Origin of the sequence: Flavobacterium marginilacus (assembly GCF_026870155.1) — a bacterium.
Taxonomy (GTDB): Bacteria; Bacteroidota; Bacteroidia; order Flavobacteriales; family Flavobacteriaceae; genus Flavobacterium; species Flavobacterium marginilacus.
This window is the reverse complement of sequence record NZ_CP113975.1, coordinates 1,647,724-1,661,558: the sequence shown is the minus strand read 5'-3', so window position 1 is coordinate 1,661,558 and position 13,835 is coordinate 1,647,724. Positions and strand designations below refer to the sequence as shown.

Genomic DNA, 13,835 nt, shown 5'->3' with positions numbered 1-13,835 from the left:
ATCCAAGAGCAATGATGTAGTAATGATGTGTTGTTATTACATAATAAAAACACAGAAAAAGTATGTTATTAATAAATAAATACCCCTTTTTATATTGATAATAGAAATTTTGAAAGTACTTCGTCCTGATTTAGCTCCAATTTTTTTCTTAAACGATAGCGATGAAGCTCTACCCCTCTGAAAGAAATATTCATCATAGGAGCAATTTCTTTGGAAGAAAGATTCATTTTCAAGTATACGCAGAGCTTAATATCTTTGGAAGTTAGGTTTGGATATTTTTTTGAAAGATTGATTATGAATTCATTATTAATCTGATTTAGATTCGTTTCAAAAGTCTCCCATTCATGCTTATTAACGGCGTTAATCTTTATGGCTTTTTTAATTTCGCTTTTTAACTTATTGAAATCGGATTCGGAATCCAATATATTCTGAATATTCTCAATCATTTCACTCTGCTTAGCAATAGAAAGCGATTTACCAGCTACTTCAGAAGATTTAGACTGAAGTTCAAGCTCCAGAATGTGTTTTTCATACTCCTGTCTGTTTAACTCATTCTCGGCTTTCAATTCCATTTCAAGAATCTCTCTTTGATGCTTTAATTCTTCTTTCTGCAGTTTAAGCTTCTGAATATATTTCATCTTATTCCATTTATAATAAAGATATAAAATGAGTCCAGCCACGATAAGATAAACACAAATCATCCAAAATGAATAATACCAGGCATTGGCTACCGAAAATTGAAAATCAGCTGCTTTATTATAATGCAGTCCATCATTATTATAAACCGTTACTTCATGGGAACCGCTGTTGAGATTGTTCAAAAGTATCAGACCTTCTTTTATTGGCACATACTCCTTTGTGCCATTTAGTCTGTAAAACAAATCCGGTTTCGAAGCACCATAAACACCTGAAATCACATCAATTCTCAACTCTGAATTGTGTCTAATTTTCGAATTATTTTCAACTAAAATGCCATTATTAAAAGCTTCAATCTTTACATCAGCATTTTCATTAGTATTGTCCTTTAAATCCAAAGAAATAAAACCGTCATCGAGATTCAGCAGGTAGTTATTTTTATCTTTAAAAATCTTGAGATTGTCATTGATAATTTTTCCTTTATAATATTTCTCCTGAATACTGTTTCTGACAAACTTAGATCCTTTAGCATAAATATGATACAAAAGTCCATCCTGCAGTACCATAAAATGGTTTTCATCGATGGAAACAATATTTGAAACATTTTTAAAATTATCATTAAACAATTGATTTGCTTCCAATTGATTAGTTATAGAATTGAATGTATACCAGGAATTATTAATCAAAAAGAGAATTTCATTTCTAAACTCAAATATTTTAACCCCAAAGTCATTGCTTATTTTACTGCGCTGGGTAACATTATCAGGTTTGGTTTCATAGGCATCATTATATAAAATACGATATAAACCTCTATTAATATCTGCTGCCCAAATTTCATTCTTCCTGTTTTGAGCAAGATATTTAATTGGCTTCAGCAATCCTTTTACAGCTTGCTTTTCCTTTAGATTATTGGCATCATTATAAACAACAACACCGCTGTAAGTAGCCTGCAGATAGGAATTATTAATGCCGCTTTTGGCAAGATTCCATCCTCCGTTAATATCACTCAATCTGCTGAATAAGCCATTTTTATAAATAAATGTGCCTTCGTTATGTCCAATGAGATATTGATCGTTTATTTTACTTATAACCCAGGCCTGTCCCTGCGTACCGGGAATCAAAGAAAGATGTTTGTTTTCGTATTTAAAGACACCATGATTGGAAGCCATCAGATAGCCTTCCGGAGTACTTGCCACCGAATAGACCGAGCCCAGAATCCCTGAATTATCATAAAATATTGAAATCGGAGAATTTACCTCGATATGGGCAATTCCGTTATCCAGACCTAGCCATAGATCATTTTCTTTGTCCTGACCAATACTCAAAATAGAATTGTTCATAAGAACATTATTTCTATTAATATTCTTATAAGTACCATCAGTCAGATCTAGAATATAAACGCCATTATTTGCAGTACCAATAATCAGTTTATTCTTTTTAATAAATTGAGCAGCATTAATATTGGCCGATTTTAAAATTTCATTCAAATCATTTTTCCAAGGGCTCAAAACATTATTTTCAAACACATAAACTCCGTGCTTTTTGGTAAAAAAATAAGTTTTCGCCTGATATTTCTGAATGGAATGAATTACATTATTTTCTAAAAGCGACAGCCCGTTTACTTTTTTTATTTCTCCATTAATCAGTCTGTAAATTCCTTTTTCTACCGAAGCAATCAGTAATTCATTCCCAACAACAAAACAATAGGATATTAAAAAAGGAATTTTTTTCTCTTTAATGACTTTTCCGTCATAAATGAAAAGACCGTTAAAGGATTGAAAATAAATTTTACCATTAAACTTAAATATCTTCCATATTTCGTCATTATTATTCTTTTCATCAAAGACTTTCTTCCCTTTGGAAATAGAAACATAATGCATCTTGGCATCTTTTCGGTACCAATAACCAAACTCCTGATAAGAACCCGAATAAATCTTGTTCCCTTCAACCATTATGGATCGGATTATTGTTTTATTCGGCAGTTTATATTTCTCCCATTTTACGCCATCATACCGCAGCAAATAATTATTATTGGCAAAATACATCGCATTGTCATTACCCTGTACAGCGCTCCAGATCTGATTATCTCCCTGATAATTTGATTTGCTGTAATTTTCAACAAAAGGCAGCAGTTCCTGAGCCGAAATCTGCAGTGAGATAAACCCAAAAATGTATATAAGGAATAGTTTAGCTTTCAAAATGTAGAGTTTTTTATCAAATATAATTACATTTATTCAATTAAAAACACAAAAAAAAGCCTCTGAATACAGAAGCTTTTTGAACCTTTACTATTATTTTTTTAATTCTGCAGTAATTTATAAACCTGATTGGCAATTTCAATTTCCTCATCAGTAGGTATAACCAAAACTTTAGCTTTCGATTGCGGCAAATTGATTTCTCGGATATCTTTGGAACGGATTTCATTTTTGTCAACATCCAATTCAATGCCAAAAAATTCCATATCGGTACAAACCAGCTTTCTCATATTTGCAGAATTTTCACCGATTCCTGCAGTAAAAACAATGGCATCCAAGCCATTCAAAGCCGCTGTATAGGAACCAATATATTTTTTGATTCGATACGCGTTCATTGCCAATGCCAGCTGACAGTCTTTATTTCCCTGCTCAGCATTCGATTCAATATCTCTTAAATCGCTGTATCCTGTCAAACCAAGCATACCGCTTTGTTTTTGCAATAAAGTACTAACTTCATCTACAGTATAATTGAGCGCTTTCATCATATAAAATAAAACCGATGAATCGATATCACCGCTTCGGGTTCCCATAATCAATCCGCTGATTGGAGTAAAGCCCATGGAAGTATCAATACATTTCCCGTCTTTCACAGCAGTAATACTGCACCCGTTACCCAAATGCACTGTAATTATATTTTGGTGCGCTTTATTTGCTGCTTTTAGGTATTCTATTGCTTTTTCAGACACATACTTGTGCGATGTTCCATGAAAGCCATAAGCTCTGATTTTGTTCTCTTTTAAAAAATGCGAAGGAATAGCATATTTATAGGCAATCTCAGGCATTGTCTGATGAAAAGCAGTATCAAAAACAGCTATTTGTCTGGCTTCGGCAAAAATTTCCTCAGCAACAATGATTCCTTGTAAATGCGCAGGATTGTGCAACGGAGCTATGTCACATAAATTTTTTATTTCTTCCTTAACTTCTGGTGTAATCAAGGCTGTATTCGAAAAAGAACTGCCGCCATGCACCACTCTGTGTCCTACTGCTTCAATCTCTTTTGTACTTTTTATAACTCCTTTTTCGTCATCCATAAGCAATTGAGCTATTTTATTAAGTCCAATTTTATGATTAGGGATTGGCAGAATTTCTTCTACTTTATCAGCTTTGGTTACATAACTAAAATTAGAAGTTTCCAAACCAATTCTGTCAATCATTCCAGAGCAGATTACTTCGCCGGCTGGCATTTCAATTAATTGATATTTTATAGAAGAACTCCCTGAGTTTATTATTACTACTTTCATGTTTATATTTTAATGGTTAACGGTTAATCGTTTATTTGTTTAATCGATTAAACGATTTAAACGATTAAACTTTTATTTACAATCCCTGTGCCTGAATAGCTGTTATAACAACTGTATTTATGATATCATCAATGGTACAGCCACGGCTCAAATCATTTACCGGCTTATTTAACCCTTGCAGCATTGGACCGATTGCCAATGCTCCAGTTTCTCTCTGTACGGCTTTGTAAGTATTGTTTCCTGTATTCAAATCAGGAAAAATCAATACACTGGCGTGACCTGCTACTTCAGAATTTGGCATTTTGCTTTGTCCTACTTCCAAATCGACTGCTGCATCATATTGTATTGGTCCTTCAATTTTTAGATCTGGACGTTTTTGTTTTACAATCTCTGTCGCAGTTCTTACTTTTTCTACTTCATCCCCTTTTCCTGATGAACCAGATGAATAAGACAGCATTGCTATTTTTGGCTCTATTCCAAAACCGATACTTGAATCTGCAGATGAAATAGCAATTTCAGCTAATTGTTCAGCAGTAGGATTTGGATTGATTGCGCAGTCTCCAAAAACAGAAACGCGGTCTTCCAGACACATGAAAAATACTGATGATACTACCGAAGAATTTGGTTTGGTTTTAATAAACTGTAACGCTGGTAAGATGGTATGCTGTGTCGTATGTGCAGCACCCGAAACCATTCCGTCTGCATGTCCTTTGTACACCATCATGGTTCCAAAATAGGAAACATCTTCCATTAAGTCCCTAGCCATTCCAAGGGTAACGTTTTTGGCTTTACGCAATTCATAATACGTATTTACATAATCATCATAATTTTCAGACTCGATTGGATTGATAATTGGTACTTTGGTAAAGTCAAAATCTAAACCTAATTCTGCCACTTTACTTTCTATTTGTTTTTTATTTCCAATAATAGAAATATCAACAACATCCATTGCTAACAGACGAGAAGCGGCAATAATAATTCTTTCATCACTTCCTTCAGGCAGAACGATATGCTTTCTATGTGCTTTGGCTCTTTTCACCATGTTGTATTGGAACATTTTTGGTGTCATTCCTTCTGATTTGAAAGCATTAAATTTATCGATTAACGTATCTAAATCAACATATTTGTCAAATGTATTTATCGAAGTTTCTATTTTTTGAATATTTTTAGCATAAATCTTTGGCTTAATATTCCCTATTTCATTGGCAATATGATAAGTACCTCTTTCTACTGTTATAATTGGCACTATAGATGAAAGACCTTCTATCAATTTCAAAATACTGTCTTCGGGTATTATATTTCCTGTCAGAACAATCCCCGAAACTGTAGGGTAATTAGCGGATTCATTTGCCTGCAATGCTCCAAGAATAATATCGGCTCTGTCTCCCGGAACGATAACAAGTGCATTCTCTTTTAGATGCAGCAAGTAATTACGTAACTGCATCGCTCCAATACTATAATTACCAATCTGATTGTTTAAATACTCTTGACCAAACAATACTTTGGCATCCAATGCTTCAACAATTTCCTGTATTGTAGGATTGCTCAAACTGCCAATTAATGGGATGGAATTGATAAGAACTGAGGGCGGTAAACTTTTCTGCAGTGCCGTTGAAACCAATTCTAAATTCTGAGGCTGTACTTTATTGGCAATAACTGCCAAAACTTCAACTTCTTTTATTTTAAATGAATTATAAGCTAAATTCAAATTATCAACTAATTCCTCCAGAGTTTTTCCTTTTCCCGAACCTACAATAATAGTTGGGACACCAAGATTTTTAGCAATCAGCACATTCATGTCCAGCTCAATAACTGTCCCTTCGCCTGTAAAACTGGTTCCTTCGACTAAAATAAAATCAAAACGGTCTTCGAGTTTTTTATATTTTTCAATAATTAAATCAACAACATCACCTAATTTCCCGTTATTTTTTTTCTTGATTAATTTACTTTTTGTGATAGCATAAGCATCTTCATATTGAATATCCAAATCGAAATAGGATATAACCATCTCGATATGCGTATCTTTTTTTCCTTCTTCATAATCTTCAATAACTGGTCTGAAATAACCCACTTTTGCAGTTTTCCCCAACAGCATTCTCAATAACCCCAAGGTAATTATTGTTTTACCGCAATTTTCTTCAATCGTTGCGATATATATAGCTTTTTTCATGTTCACCCTTTTAAAATTTTTATTCTTTTAAACACTTATGCAAAATTATATCTTTAATTTCCTTCTAAATATGACCAAAATCAGGTTTAAATAATAAAGTTATTTATCTTATAGGATTAAAACCAATTCCTTTTTTTAAAATAAAAAACCATTCCGGCTACTGTCAAAACCATAAAACCGATTACAAAATAATAACCGTTTGGTTCCCGCAATTCGGGCATATTTTCAAAATTCATTCCATATACTCCTACAATAAAAGTAAGCGGAATGAATACAACTGAAATAACAGTTAGTGTTTTCATGATTTCATTCATCTTGTGAGCCTGTGCTGCAAAAAAGAAATTGGACGCACTTTCCAATGACCCCATATCCGATTCGATCTGCTCCAAAAGTTCTAAACATTTTTGATGTAGACGGGTAAAAAAACTAAAATTATCCGATTCAATTTCATCAAAGACATTATCCTCTTTGATGCTTTTAATATCATACAAAGAATCCCTGAGCGGTATAATAGACCTTTTTAAGAAATTAAAATTATCCCTATGCTTTTCAATTTTTTCTAAAATGACAGGATCTGCACTATTTTTAGTACAATTAATTAGATCTTCAATTTTATCCTCTTCCGCTTCAATTGTTATATAGAAATTCCCAATAATGGCATCCAGCAGAATATACAATAGATAATCAGCTTTCTTAGTACGCACAATTCCAGAATTGGTTCGAATGCGTTCGCGTATATGTGTAAAAAAATCGCTTCTCTTCTCTTGAAATGAAATCAAAATTCCTTTTTTTAACAAGAAACTAATTTGTTCAACCCTTATATCATCAGAGCTTTCCGAAGGTAACATCGATTTGATATTAAAAAACAAAACATCTTTCTCTTCTTCCAGTTTGGTTCTTTTACTGGTATTCAAAATATCTGCCAGCATAAAATTGTCAATTTTGAAATAAGCAGCTACATCTTTAAGCAGATCAACATCACTCAATCCGTGAATATTTAACCAATTTATTTTAGTTAAATCAATATGCTTTTCCAAATTAGCAATAGTACCATTCTCATATTCATCCACGGAACAATCGTTGTAAACGAACAACTGCATTTCGATTTCTTTGTTTCTATGTAAACCAGTATATTCAAGATTATATGGCTGCAGTCGTTTTCCTTTCTTGTATTTGATTTTTCTCATAAAATAATTTGTATAGTAATATTACAAAAATCTTTTAAAATGAGAATTATTTTACTAACCAATCATTCATTAAAATAACAAAACTATTTCCCCAAGTTTATTTAAAAATGATTTCATTTACAAAAAATAGTTATTTTTATAAGATTGATCATTTGAATAAAATTACACCAAAAAAGTATGGCTAATAAAATTAATATTTCCATTCCAAAACCCTGTAAAGAAAATTGGAACGAAATGACATCTTCACAAAAAGGAAAATTTTGTGCTTCCTGCCAAAAGGATGTTATTGACTTTACTACTGCTTCCGACAGGGAAATATTGAACTATTATAATCAAAATTCGAAAATATGCGGCCGATTTACAAGCAGTCAACTTAATCACACTATCTTCATTCCAAAAGAAAAAAGTTCAATTTGGATGTTGGCAACCGCGTCAATAATTGCTTTCTTAGGATTAGGAAGCCAAACCGCAAAGGCACAAGAATCTATTAAAACAGAACAAACAGACAAAAAACAATTGGATGATTCCACTACAGTCATTGAAGCTAAAGAAAAATCAATGTATCATGGAATTGTTTATGACGAAAATAAAAATCCAATACCAGGAGCAAATGTTATGGTTAAAGGAACCAAAATTATAACACAAACTGACTTCGATGGAAAATTTTCAATAAGTGCAAAAAAAGGAGATGTTTTAATATTCTCTTATATTGGTTATAATACTGTAGAATTTAAGATTAAAAATAATCCTGAAATTACTATCACAATAAAACCAACTTTAATGATGCTGGGAGAAATTGTCATAATGAAAGAGGATTAAGCTTAGCTGGTCATATTAACAAAAAAACCGAGCAATTACTGGCTCAGTTTTTTTGGAACATATGGACAATATTTATTTTTTATAACTAAAAAATGACCATATTTTTTTGCGAAGTCTTGTTTTAAATTTCGAATTTTCTGATCTGACAAAGGATTTCGTGAACTAACAATAAATCCAAATCTTTTCCCTTGTGGAATTTTAATCAAATCAGAATCAAAAATTTTAATAGTACTAATAATTTGATCAACCGCAGTTTCAATATTTTTACCTTTTAATTCAACAAAGTAAAACTCATCATTTGAATGCCTTACAAATCCAAAGTCACACTTCTGAACTTGTTGCGAAGCGATTAAACAATTATCAATCTTAATTCGCGTAAAAACTTCACGTGAATCAATCTCGAATTTCATTCCATTCTCAGATGCTATTTTACTTCTTGAACAACAATCTTGAAGTGCTGCAATCAACTCATCAAAATTAATGTGCATATCGTAACTCTGTTAGTTTATCAAACTCTTCCGAAATAATATCCGAAACCCTGTCAATTGCATTTGTATCAATACTACGAAATTCTTCATTTTTGATGGAATACACTTTTCCATCATTTCGAACTTCATAAACTGAAATATCATTGTAATCTATCCATCTTCCTTCATAAACTATTTTACTTATATCATCTTTTAGTTCTTTATGCTCATTAAAAGTATTTTTTGCTAACATCAAAGTATCTAACGCTGAAAGAACATAAGGGCTATGAGTTGTAATTATTAATTTATGTTTTGTATTATTTATATTTTGTATCAAATAATCAATTAGTTTTTTTTGCTTTATCGGAAACAAATTTAACTCTGGCTCCTCTACTAAAAAATTTAATTCTGGTTTTAAAACTTCTAACCTTAATTCATACTTCAAGACCAAAAGAAGCGGTAATAGTGACTGAATTCCACTCGAAGCTTTATTTAATTGAAATTCACCTGTTAGATTATATATTAAAACTTCATTGTTTACATTAGCATAACCAAAACCAAAATCTTCAAATAACATATTTTGTTTTTCATTTTTTGCGAACTGATACCTTGCTGCAAAATTCTTAAAACAGATAGGGAGCGCAACATTGTTAGCCAATAAACCATAAATTGAAGACTCCACTGAAGAAATTAACATTCTTTCGGGAGGAAAATAAACTGTACTTCTGAAATTATAAATTTGTGCAAAAACATTTTTTATTTCCTCATCTGGAAAATCTTTAAAGAAATCTTTATTAGATGAATTATTTTTTTCGAAATCATTTCTAATATTTAATATTTTCTTCTTTTCAATTACTACTAACAATTCAGGATTAGAATATTCAAAAAAAGAATCATCAATATCAAAATCAATATTATAGTTATTTAATTGATTATTTAAATCTAAGTCTTTTTCATAATTCGCTTTCTCGTACTTATTTTTTAATAGATTAGAAAAATCCCTAAAAATAGAAATCAACTTCGCCAAAACACTTTTTCCAGTAGAAGTATCTCCAATAAACACAACATATTTAGTCAAATCTATTTCAGCTTCTTTTATTGGTCCAAAATTTTTAACTATTAACTTTTCCATCTTTTGTTTTTCTAATTACAATGTAAATATAAACAAAAAACCGAGCCATTTTTAGCTCGGTTTTTATCTATAATCTAAAAGTCTATTCTCTTTTATCTAAAAAAGATTATTTTACTTCTTCGAATTCAACGTCTTCAACATTGTCACCTTGCGACTGTGCTTGTGGCTCAGCAGCCTGACCTTGTTCTCCTTGAGCATACATTGCTTCAGTAGCTGTTTTCCAAGCTGCGTTCACATTGTCTAATCCTTTTTGGATAGCCTCAAGATCTTGAGATTGGTGAGCCATTCTCAATTCTGTTAAAGCGTACTCGATAGCTGTTTTGTTTTGGTCTGAAATTTTATCTCCCAATTCTTTCAATTGACTTTCAGTTTGGAAAATAGTACTATCAGCTTCATTCAATTTTTCAGCTCTTTCTTTAGCTAATTTATCAGACTCAGCGTTAGCTTCAGCATCTTGTTTCATTCTTTCGATTTCTTCAGCAGTTAATCCAGAAGAAGCCTCGATACGGATATCGTGAGATTTACCAGTTCCTTTGTCAGTAGCAGTTACTTTGATGATACCATTAGCATCGATATCAAAAGCAACTTCGATTTGAGGAACTCCTCTTGGTGCTGGCGGGATACCGTCTAAGTGGAAACGACCGATAGTTTTGTTATCAGCAGCCATTGCTCTAGCTCCCTGTAATACGTGAAGCTCAACAGATGGCTGAGAATCAGAAGCAGTAGAGAATACCTGAGATTTTTTAGTTGGGATAGTAGTGTTAGCTTCGATAAGAACAGTCATTACACCACCCATAGTTTCGATTCCTAAAGATAATGGAGTAACGTCAAGCAACAATACATCTTTTACATCTCCAGAAAGAACTCCACCTTGAATAGCTGCTCCAATTGCAACAACTTCATCAGGGTTAACACCTTTAGATGCTTTTTTACCGAAGAATTTCTCAACCTCTTCAACGATTTTTGGGATACGTGTAGAACCACCAACCAAGATAACTTCGTCGATATCAGAAACAGATAAACCAGCATTTTTCAACGCTTTAGCAACTGGTGCCATAGAACGTTTTACTAATGAATCTGTCAATTGCTCAAATTTAGCTCTTGATAATTTTTTCACTAAGTGTTTTGGTCCAGAAGCAGTAGCTGTTACGTATGGTAAGTTGATTTCAGTTTCAGCACCAGAAGACAATTCAATTTTTGCTTTCTCAGCAGCTTCTTTGATACGCTGTAATGACATTGGGTCAAGACGCAAATCGATACCTTCTTCAGCTTTAAATTCGTCAGCTAACCAGTCAATGATTTCGTGGTCAAAATCATCACCTCCTAAGTGAGTATCACCGTCAGTTGACAATACTTCGAATACACCGTCTCCTAATTCAAGAACAGAGATATCAAAAGTACCTCCACCCAAATCGTAAACAGCAATTTTTTGATCAGTTCCTTTTTTGTCCAATCCATAAGCAAGTGCAGCTGCAGTTGGCTCATTGATGATACGCATAACTTTAAGACCAGCGATTTCACCAGCTTCTTTTGTAGCCTGACGCTGTGCATCGTTAAAGTAAGCAGGAACAGTAATAACCGCTTCAGTTACAGTTTGACCTAAATAGTCTTCAGCAGTTTTTTTCATTTTTTGAAGAGTCATTGCTGACAATTCCTGTGCAGTGTATAAACGGCCGTCAATATCAACACGTGGTGTATTGTTGTCACCTTTCACTACAGAATAAGGTACTCTTTTTGCTTCTTCAGTGATTTCAGCAAAAGTATGTCCCATAAAACGTTTAACAGAAGCAATAGTCTTAGTTGGATTAGTTACTGCTTGTCTTTTAGCAGGATCTCCCACTTTAATTTCTCCACCTTCAACAAAAGCGATGATAGATGGTGTAGTTCTTTTTCCTTCCGCGTTAGGGATAACAACTGCTTCATTACCTTCCATTACAGAAACACAAGAGTTTGTAGTACCTAAATCAATTCCGATTATTTTACCCATTTTTAATATATTTAATTTTTATTATATACTTAGTTTCATAACTCGAAGACTCAAAAGCAATCACTGTGCCATTATAAAAAACAAAGTAAATTGTCAGTTTATAATAAATTTGGCATAAAACAGTATGACAAACTGACATTTTGAGATTTATTTACCCCGTCAGTTCAATAAAACCAATACTAATTCGAAAAACAAACTGGCTTTAGCAAAATCATCACTTATTTTATAACTTAGTATCAACCTGAACTCGATTAATAAAATACAGCCAATTGGTTAGTTTTAATCGTTTCGTATTTCAAAGAAGGTTTTTTAGGCAGAAAATTATAAGCAATTATTCCAGCGATAAGATTTGACAAAAAGTTGGTAAATGAACGATGTCTAGAATGTTCAACTTGGCAAATATTTTTAAGTTCATCGTTAACCGTTTCTATTATTGAACGTTTACGGAGTAAAATTTTATCACTCATTTCCATCAAACTATTTTTCATATTATTTCGAATACTTGTAATTAATTGGATTCCATCAACAAATAATAATTGAGAGAGTTTCTCGCTTATATATCCTTTATCACCAAATAGTTTTCCGAAAATAGCATTCAAAAAGCCCTCATTTTTCAGTGGCTCTCTATCATCTACGTTGGCTTGAGTTACAGCAAAACTTAACAATTCTCCTTTGTCATTAATGATGATGTGGAGTTTAAACCCATGAAACCAGCCCATTGTAGATTTCCCTGTAGTGGCAATACCTTTAAAAACTTTGTTTCTACTGATTCGTTTGTTTTTACAAACTCTAATTGGTGTTGAGTCTACAAACGAAATGCCTGTGCAATTGCCTAAGCAACAGGTTTTGGCAAAAATTGTCATTGGCAAAAGAACACTTTGCATTAGTTCTAAAAAGCGATTATAAGAAACTGTATTAGGAAATTCATTTTGCATATGCTTTTGGACATAAAAAATGTAATAATGCTTGAAACAGCGAAAACCACTCAAATGAAAAAGTAAATAAATTGTAATTACTTCTGATTTTGACATAATCGAAGGACGTTTGGAAGGTTTTCCTAGCAGAAAAGACTGTGTGGTTTTATCAAAATCTTTGCAAAATTCATCAACAATAGAAAAAATATCTGTAATTTTATCAAAACAAATCATAAGGTAGAGTTTAGTTAAATATTTAATTGTCAGAAATTTAAATATACTAAATTTTACCTTTTTCTACAAAATTTTCAACCAAAATTATTAATCGAGTTCAGGTTATCATTAAAAAAAATTGTGTCAGCTTAATGACCGATTTGATACAATCTAATTTAACTGACGTAATAACTATAAACAGCGGCAAATGACAACAGAAATCCTAACAACAACTCCAGACAGTGAAATAGTCAGTTCCAGAATTGTAAATACATCGAGAGAACTTGTTTTTCGTGCCTGAACAGAACCTGAGCATTTAAAAAAATGGTGGGGACCAGCTGGGTTTACAAATGCTTTTAATGAATTTGATTTCCGTGTAGGCGGAAAATGGAGTTTCATCATGCATGGCCCTGACAAGGGAAACTACCCTAATGAATGTGAATTTATTAAAATTGAAGTACCTTCATTAATAGCATGGAAGCGTCATTCCAAACCACTGTTCCAAATATTGGCAGCGTTTGAAGAAGTATCTAGCGAAAAAACAAAAATTGTTTTTAAAATGCTTTTTAATTCTGCAGAAGAATGCAATAAATTAAAGCCTTTTGTGGTCGATAAAAACGAAGAGAACTTTGACAGACTTGAAAATGAATTAAAAATAATGGCTCAGGAAACCAGATAACTAAAACATCTTTTCTCTAAAATTGTATTTTTATTTTTTCAAAAAGACACCACAACCCTTGTTTTCACTAGCTTCTCCCCTTATTATTACTGCATTTTAATTATTCCAAAAAGATTTCATTGTATTTTCTTAACA

The 13,835-nt window shown here is 32.4% G+C and carries 9 protein-coding genes and 1 pseudogene; 2 read left to right on the top strand and 8 right to left on the bottom strand.

Annotated features, from left to right (window positions below):
* Positions 1 to 89: 89 nt before the first annotated feature.
* The 4 genes from OZP07_RS07195 to corA all read right to left on the bottom strand — a co-directional run bounded on the left by OZP07_RS07195 (position 90) and on the right by corA (position 7,489).
* A complete protein-coding gene (locus tag OZP07_RS07195) occupies positions 90 to 2,834 on the bottom strand; it encodes a helix-turn-helix and ligand-binding sensor domain-containing protein (RefSeq protein WP_281637795.1) in 2,745 nt (914 codons plus the stop codon).
* Positions 2,835 to 2,935: 101 nt separating this feature from the next.
* On the bottom strand, positions 2,936 to 4,132 hold the full coding sequence (locus OZP07_RS07190) for an acetate/propionate family kinase (protein WP_281637794.1): 1,197 nt from the start codon (positions 4,130 to 4,132) through the stop codon (positions 2,936 to 2,938).
* Positions 4,133 to 4,208: 76 nt separating this feature from the next.
* A complete protein-coding gene (pta, locus tag OZP07_RS07185; protein WP_194641019.1) occupies positions 4,209 to 6,302 on the bottom strand; it encodes a phosphate acetyltransferase in 2,094 nt (697 codons plus the stop codon).
* A gap of 116 nt (positions 6,303 to 6,418) precedes the next feature.
* Positions 6,419 to 7,489 (bottom strand): magnesium/cobalt transporter CorA, encoded by a 1,071-nt coding sequence (corA, locus tag OZP07_RS07180; RefSeq protein WP_281637793.1) that lies wholly within the window; start codon positions 7,487 to 7,489, stop codon positions 6,419 to 6,421.
* A gap of 177 nt (positions 7,490 to 7,666) precedes the next feature.
* Between corA and OZP07_RS07175 the strand changes: the two genes are divergently transcribed.
* On the top strand, positions 7,667 to 8,308 hold the full coding sequence (locus tag OZP07_RS07175) for a carboxypeptidase-like regulatory domain-containing protein (protein ID WP_194641021.1): 642 nt from the start codon (positions 7,667 to 7,669) through the stop codon (positions 8,306 to 8,308).
* Positions 8,309 to 8,343: 35 nt separating this feature from the next.
* Here the strand turns inward: OZP07_RS07175 and OZP07_RS07170 are convergent, their stop codons facing one another.
* The 4 genes from OZP07_RS07170 to OZP07_RS07155 all read right to left on the bottom strand — a co-directional run bounded on the left by OZP07_RS07170 (position 8,344) and on the right by OZP07_RS07155 (position 13,042).
* Positions 8,344 to 8,796, bottom strand: a complete 453-nt coding sequence (locus OZP07_RS07170; RefSeq protein ID WP_281637792.1) for a hypothetical protein — start codon at positions 8,794 to 8,796, stop codon at positions 8,344 to 8,346.
* Positions 8,786 to 9,907, bottom strand: coding sequence for an AAA family ATPase (locus OZP07_RS07165; protein ID WP_281637791.1), 1,122 nt, complete (start codon positions 9,905 to 9,907; stop codon positions 8,786 to 8,788). The genes OZP07_RS07170 and OZP07_RS07165 overlap by 11 nt, the downstream gene beginning before the upstream one ends.
* A 106-nt stretch (positions 9,908 to 10,013) precedes the next feature.
* Positions 10,014 to 11,894 carry a molecular chaperone DnaK gene (dnaK, locus tag OZP07_RS07160; protein WP_194641024.1) on the bottom strand — a complete coding sequence of 627 codons (1,881 nt, stop codon included), beginning with the start codon at positions 11,892 to 11,894 and terminating at the stop codon, positions 10,014 to 10,016.
* A gap of 251 nt (positions 11,895 to 12,145) precedes the next feature.
* Positions 12,146 to 13,042: an IS982 family transposase gene (locus tag OZP07_RS07155; RefSeq protein ID WP_281635207.1), complete on the bottom strand. Its 897-nt coding sequence runs from the start codon at positions 13,040 to 13,042 to the stop codon at positions 12,146 to 12,148.
* Positions 13,043 to 13,382: 340 nt separating this feature from the next.
* Between OZP07_RS07155 and OZP07_RS07150 the strand changes: the two are divergent.
* Positions 13,383 to 13,700, top strand: a pseudogene (locus OZP07_RS07150) (SRPBCC domain-containing protein); the annotation flags it as partial.
* Between the last annotated feature and the right edge of the window lie 135 nt (positions 13,701 to 13,835).

What these genes read in the sequence shown, in the direction of transcription:
- dnaK (WP_194641024.1), bottom strand. Translation starts at nt 11,894, where the DNA reads ATGGGTAAAATAATCGGAATTGATTTAGGTACTACAAACTCTTGTGTT.
- OZP07_RS07155 (WP_281635207.1), bottom strand. Translation starts at nt 13,042, where the DNA reads ATGATTTGTTTTGATAAAATTACAGATATTTTTTCTATTGTTGATGAA.
- OZP07_RS07175 (WP_194641021.1), top strand. Translation starts at nt 7,667, where the DNA reads ATGGCTAATAAAATTAATATTTCCATTCCAAAACCCTGTAAAGAAAAT.
- pta (WP_194641019.1), bottom strand. Translation starts at nt 6,302, where the DNA reads ATGAAAAAAGCTATATATATCGCAACGATTGAAGAAAATTGCGGTAAA.
- corA (WP_281637793.1), bottom strand. Translation starts at nt 7,489, where the DNA reads ATGAGAAAAATCAAATACAAGAAAGGAAAACGACTGCAGCCATATAAT.
- OZP07_RS07190 (WP_281637794.1), bottom strand. Translation starts at nt 4,132, where the DNA reads ATGAAAGTAGTAATAATAAACTCAGGGAGTTCTTCTATAAAATATCAA.
- OZP07_RS07165 (WP_281637791.1), bottom strand. Translation starts at nt 9,907, where the DNA reads ATGGAAAAGTTAATAGTTAAAAATTTTGGACCAATAAAAGAAGCTGAA.
- OZP07_RS07170 (WP_281637792.1), bottom strand. Translation starts at nt 8,796, where the DNA reads ATGCACATTAATTTTGATGAGTTGATTGCAGCACTTCAAGATTGTTGT.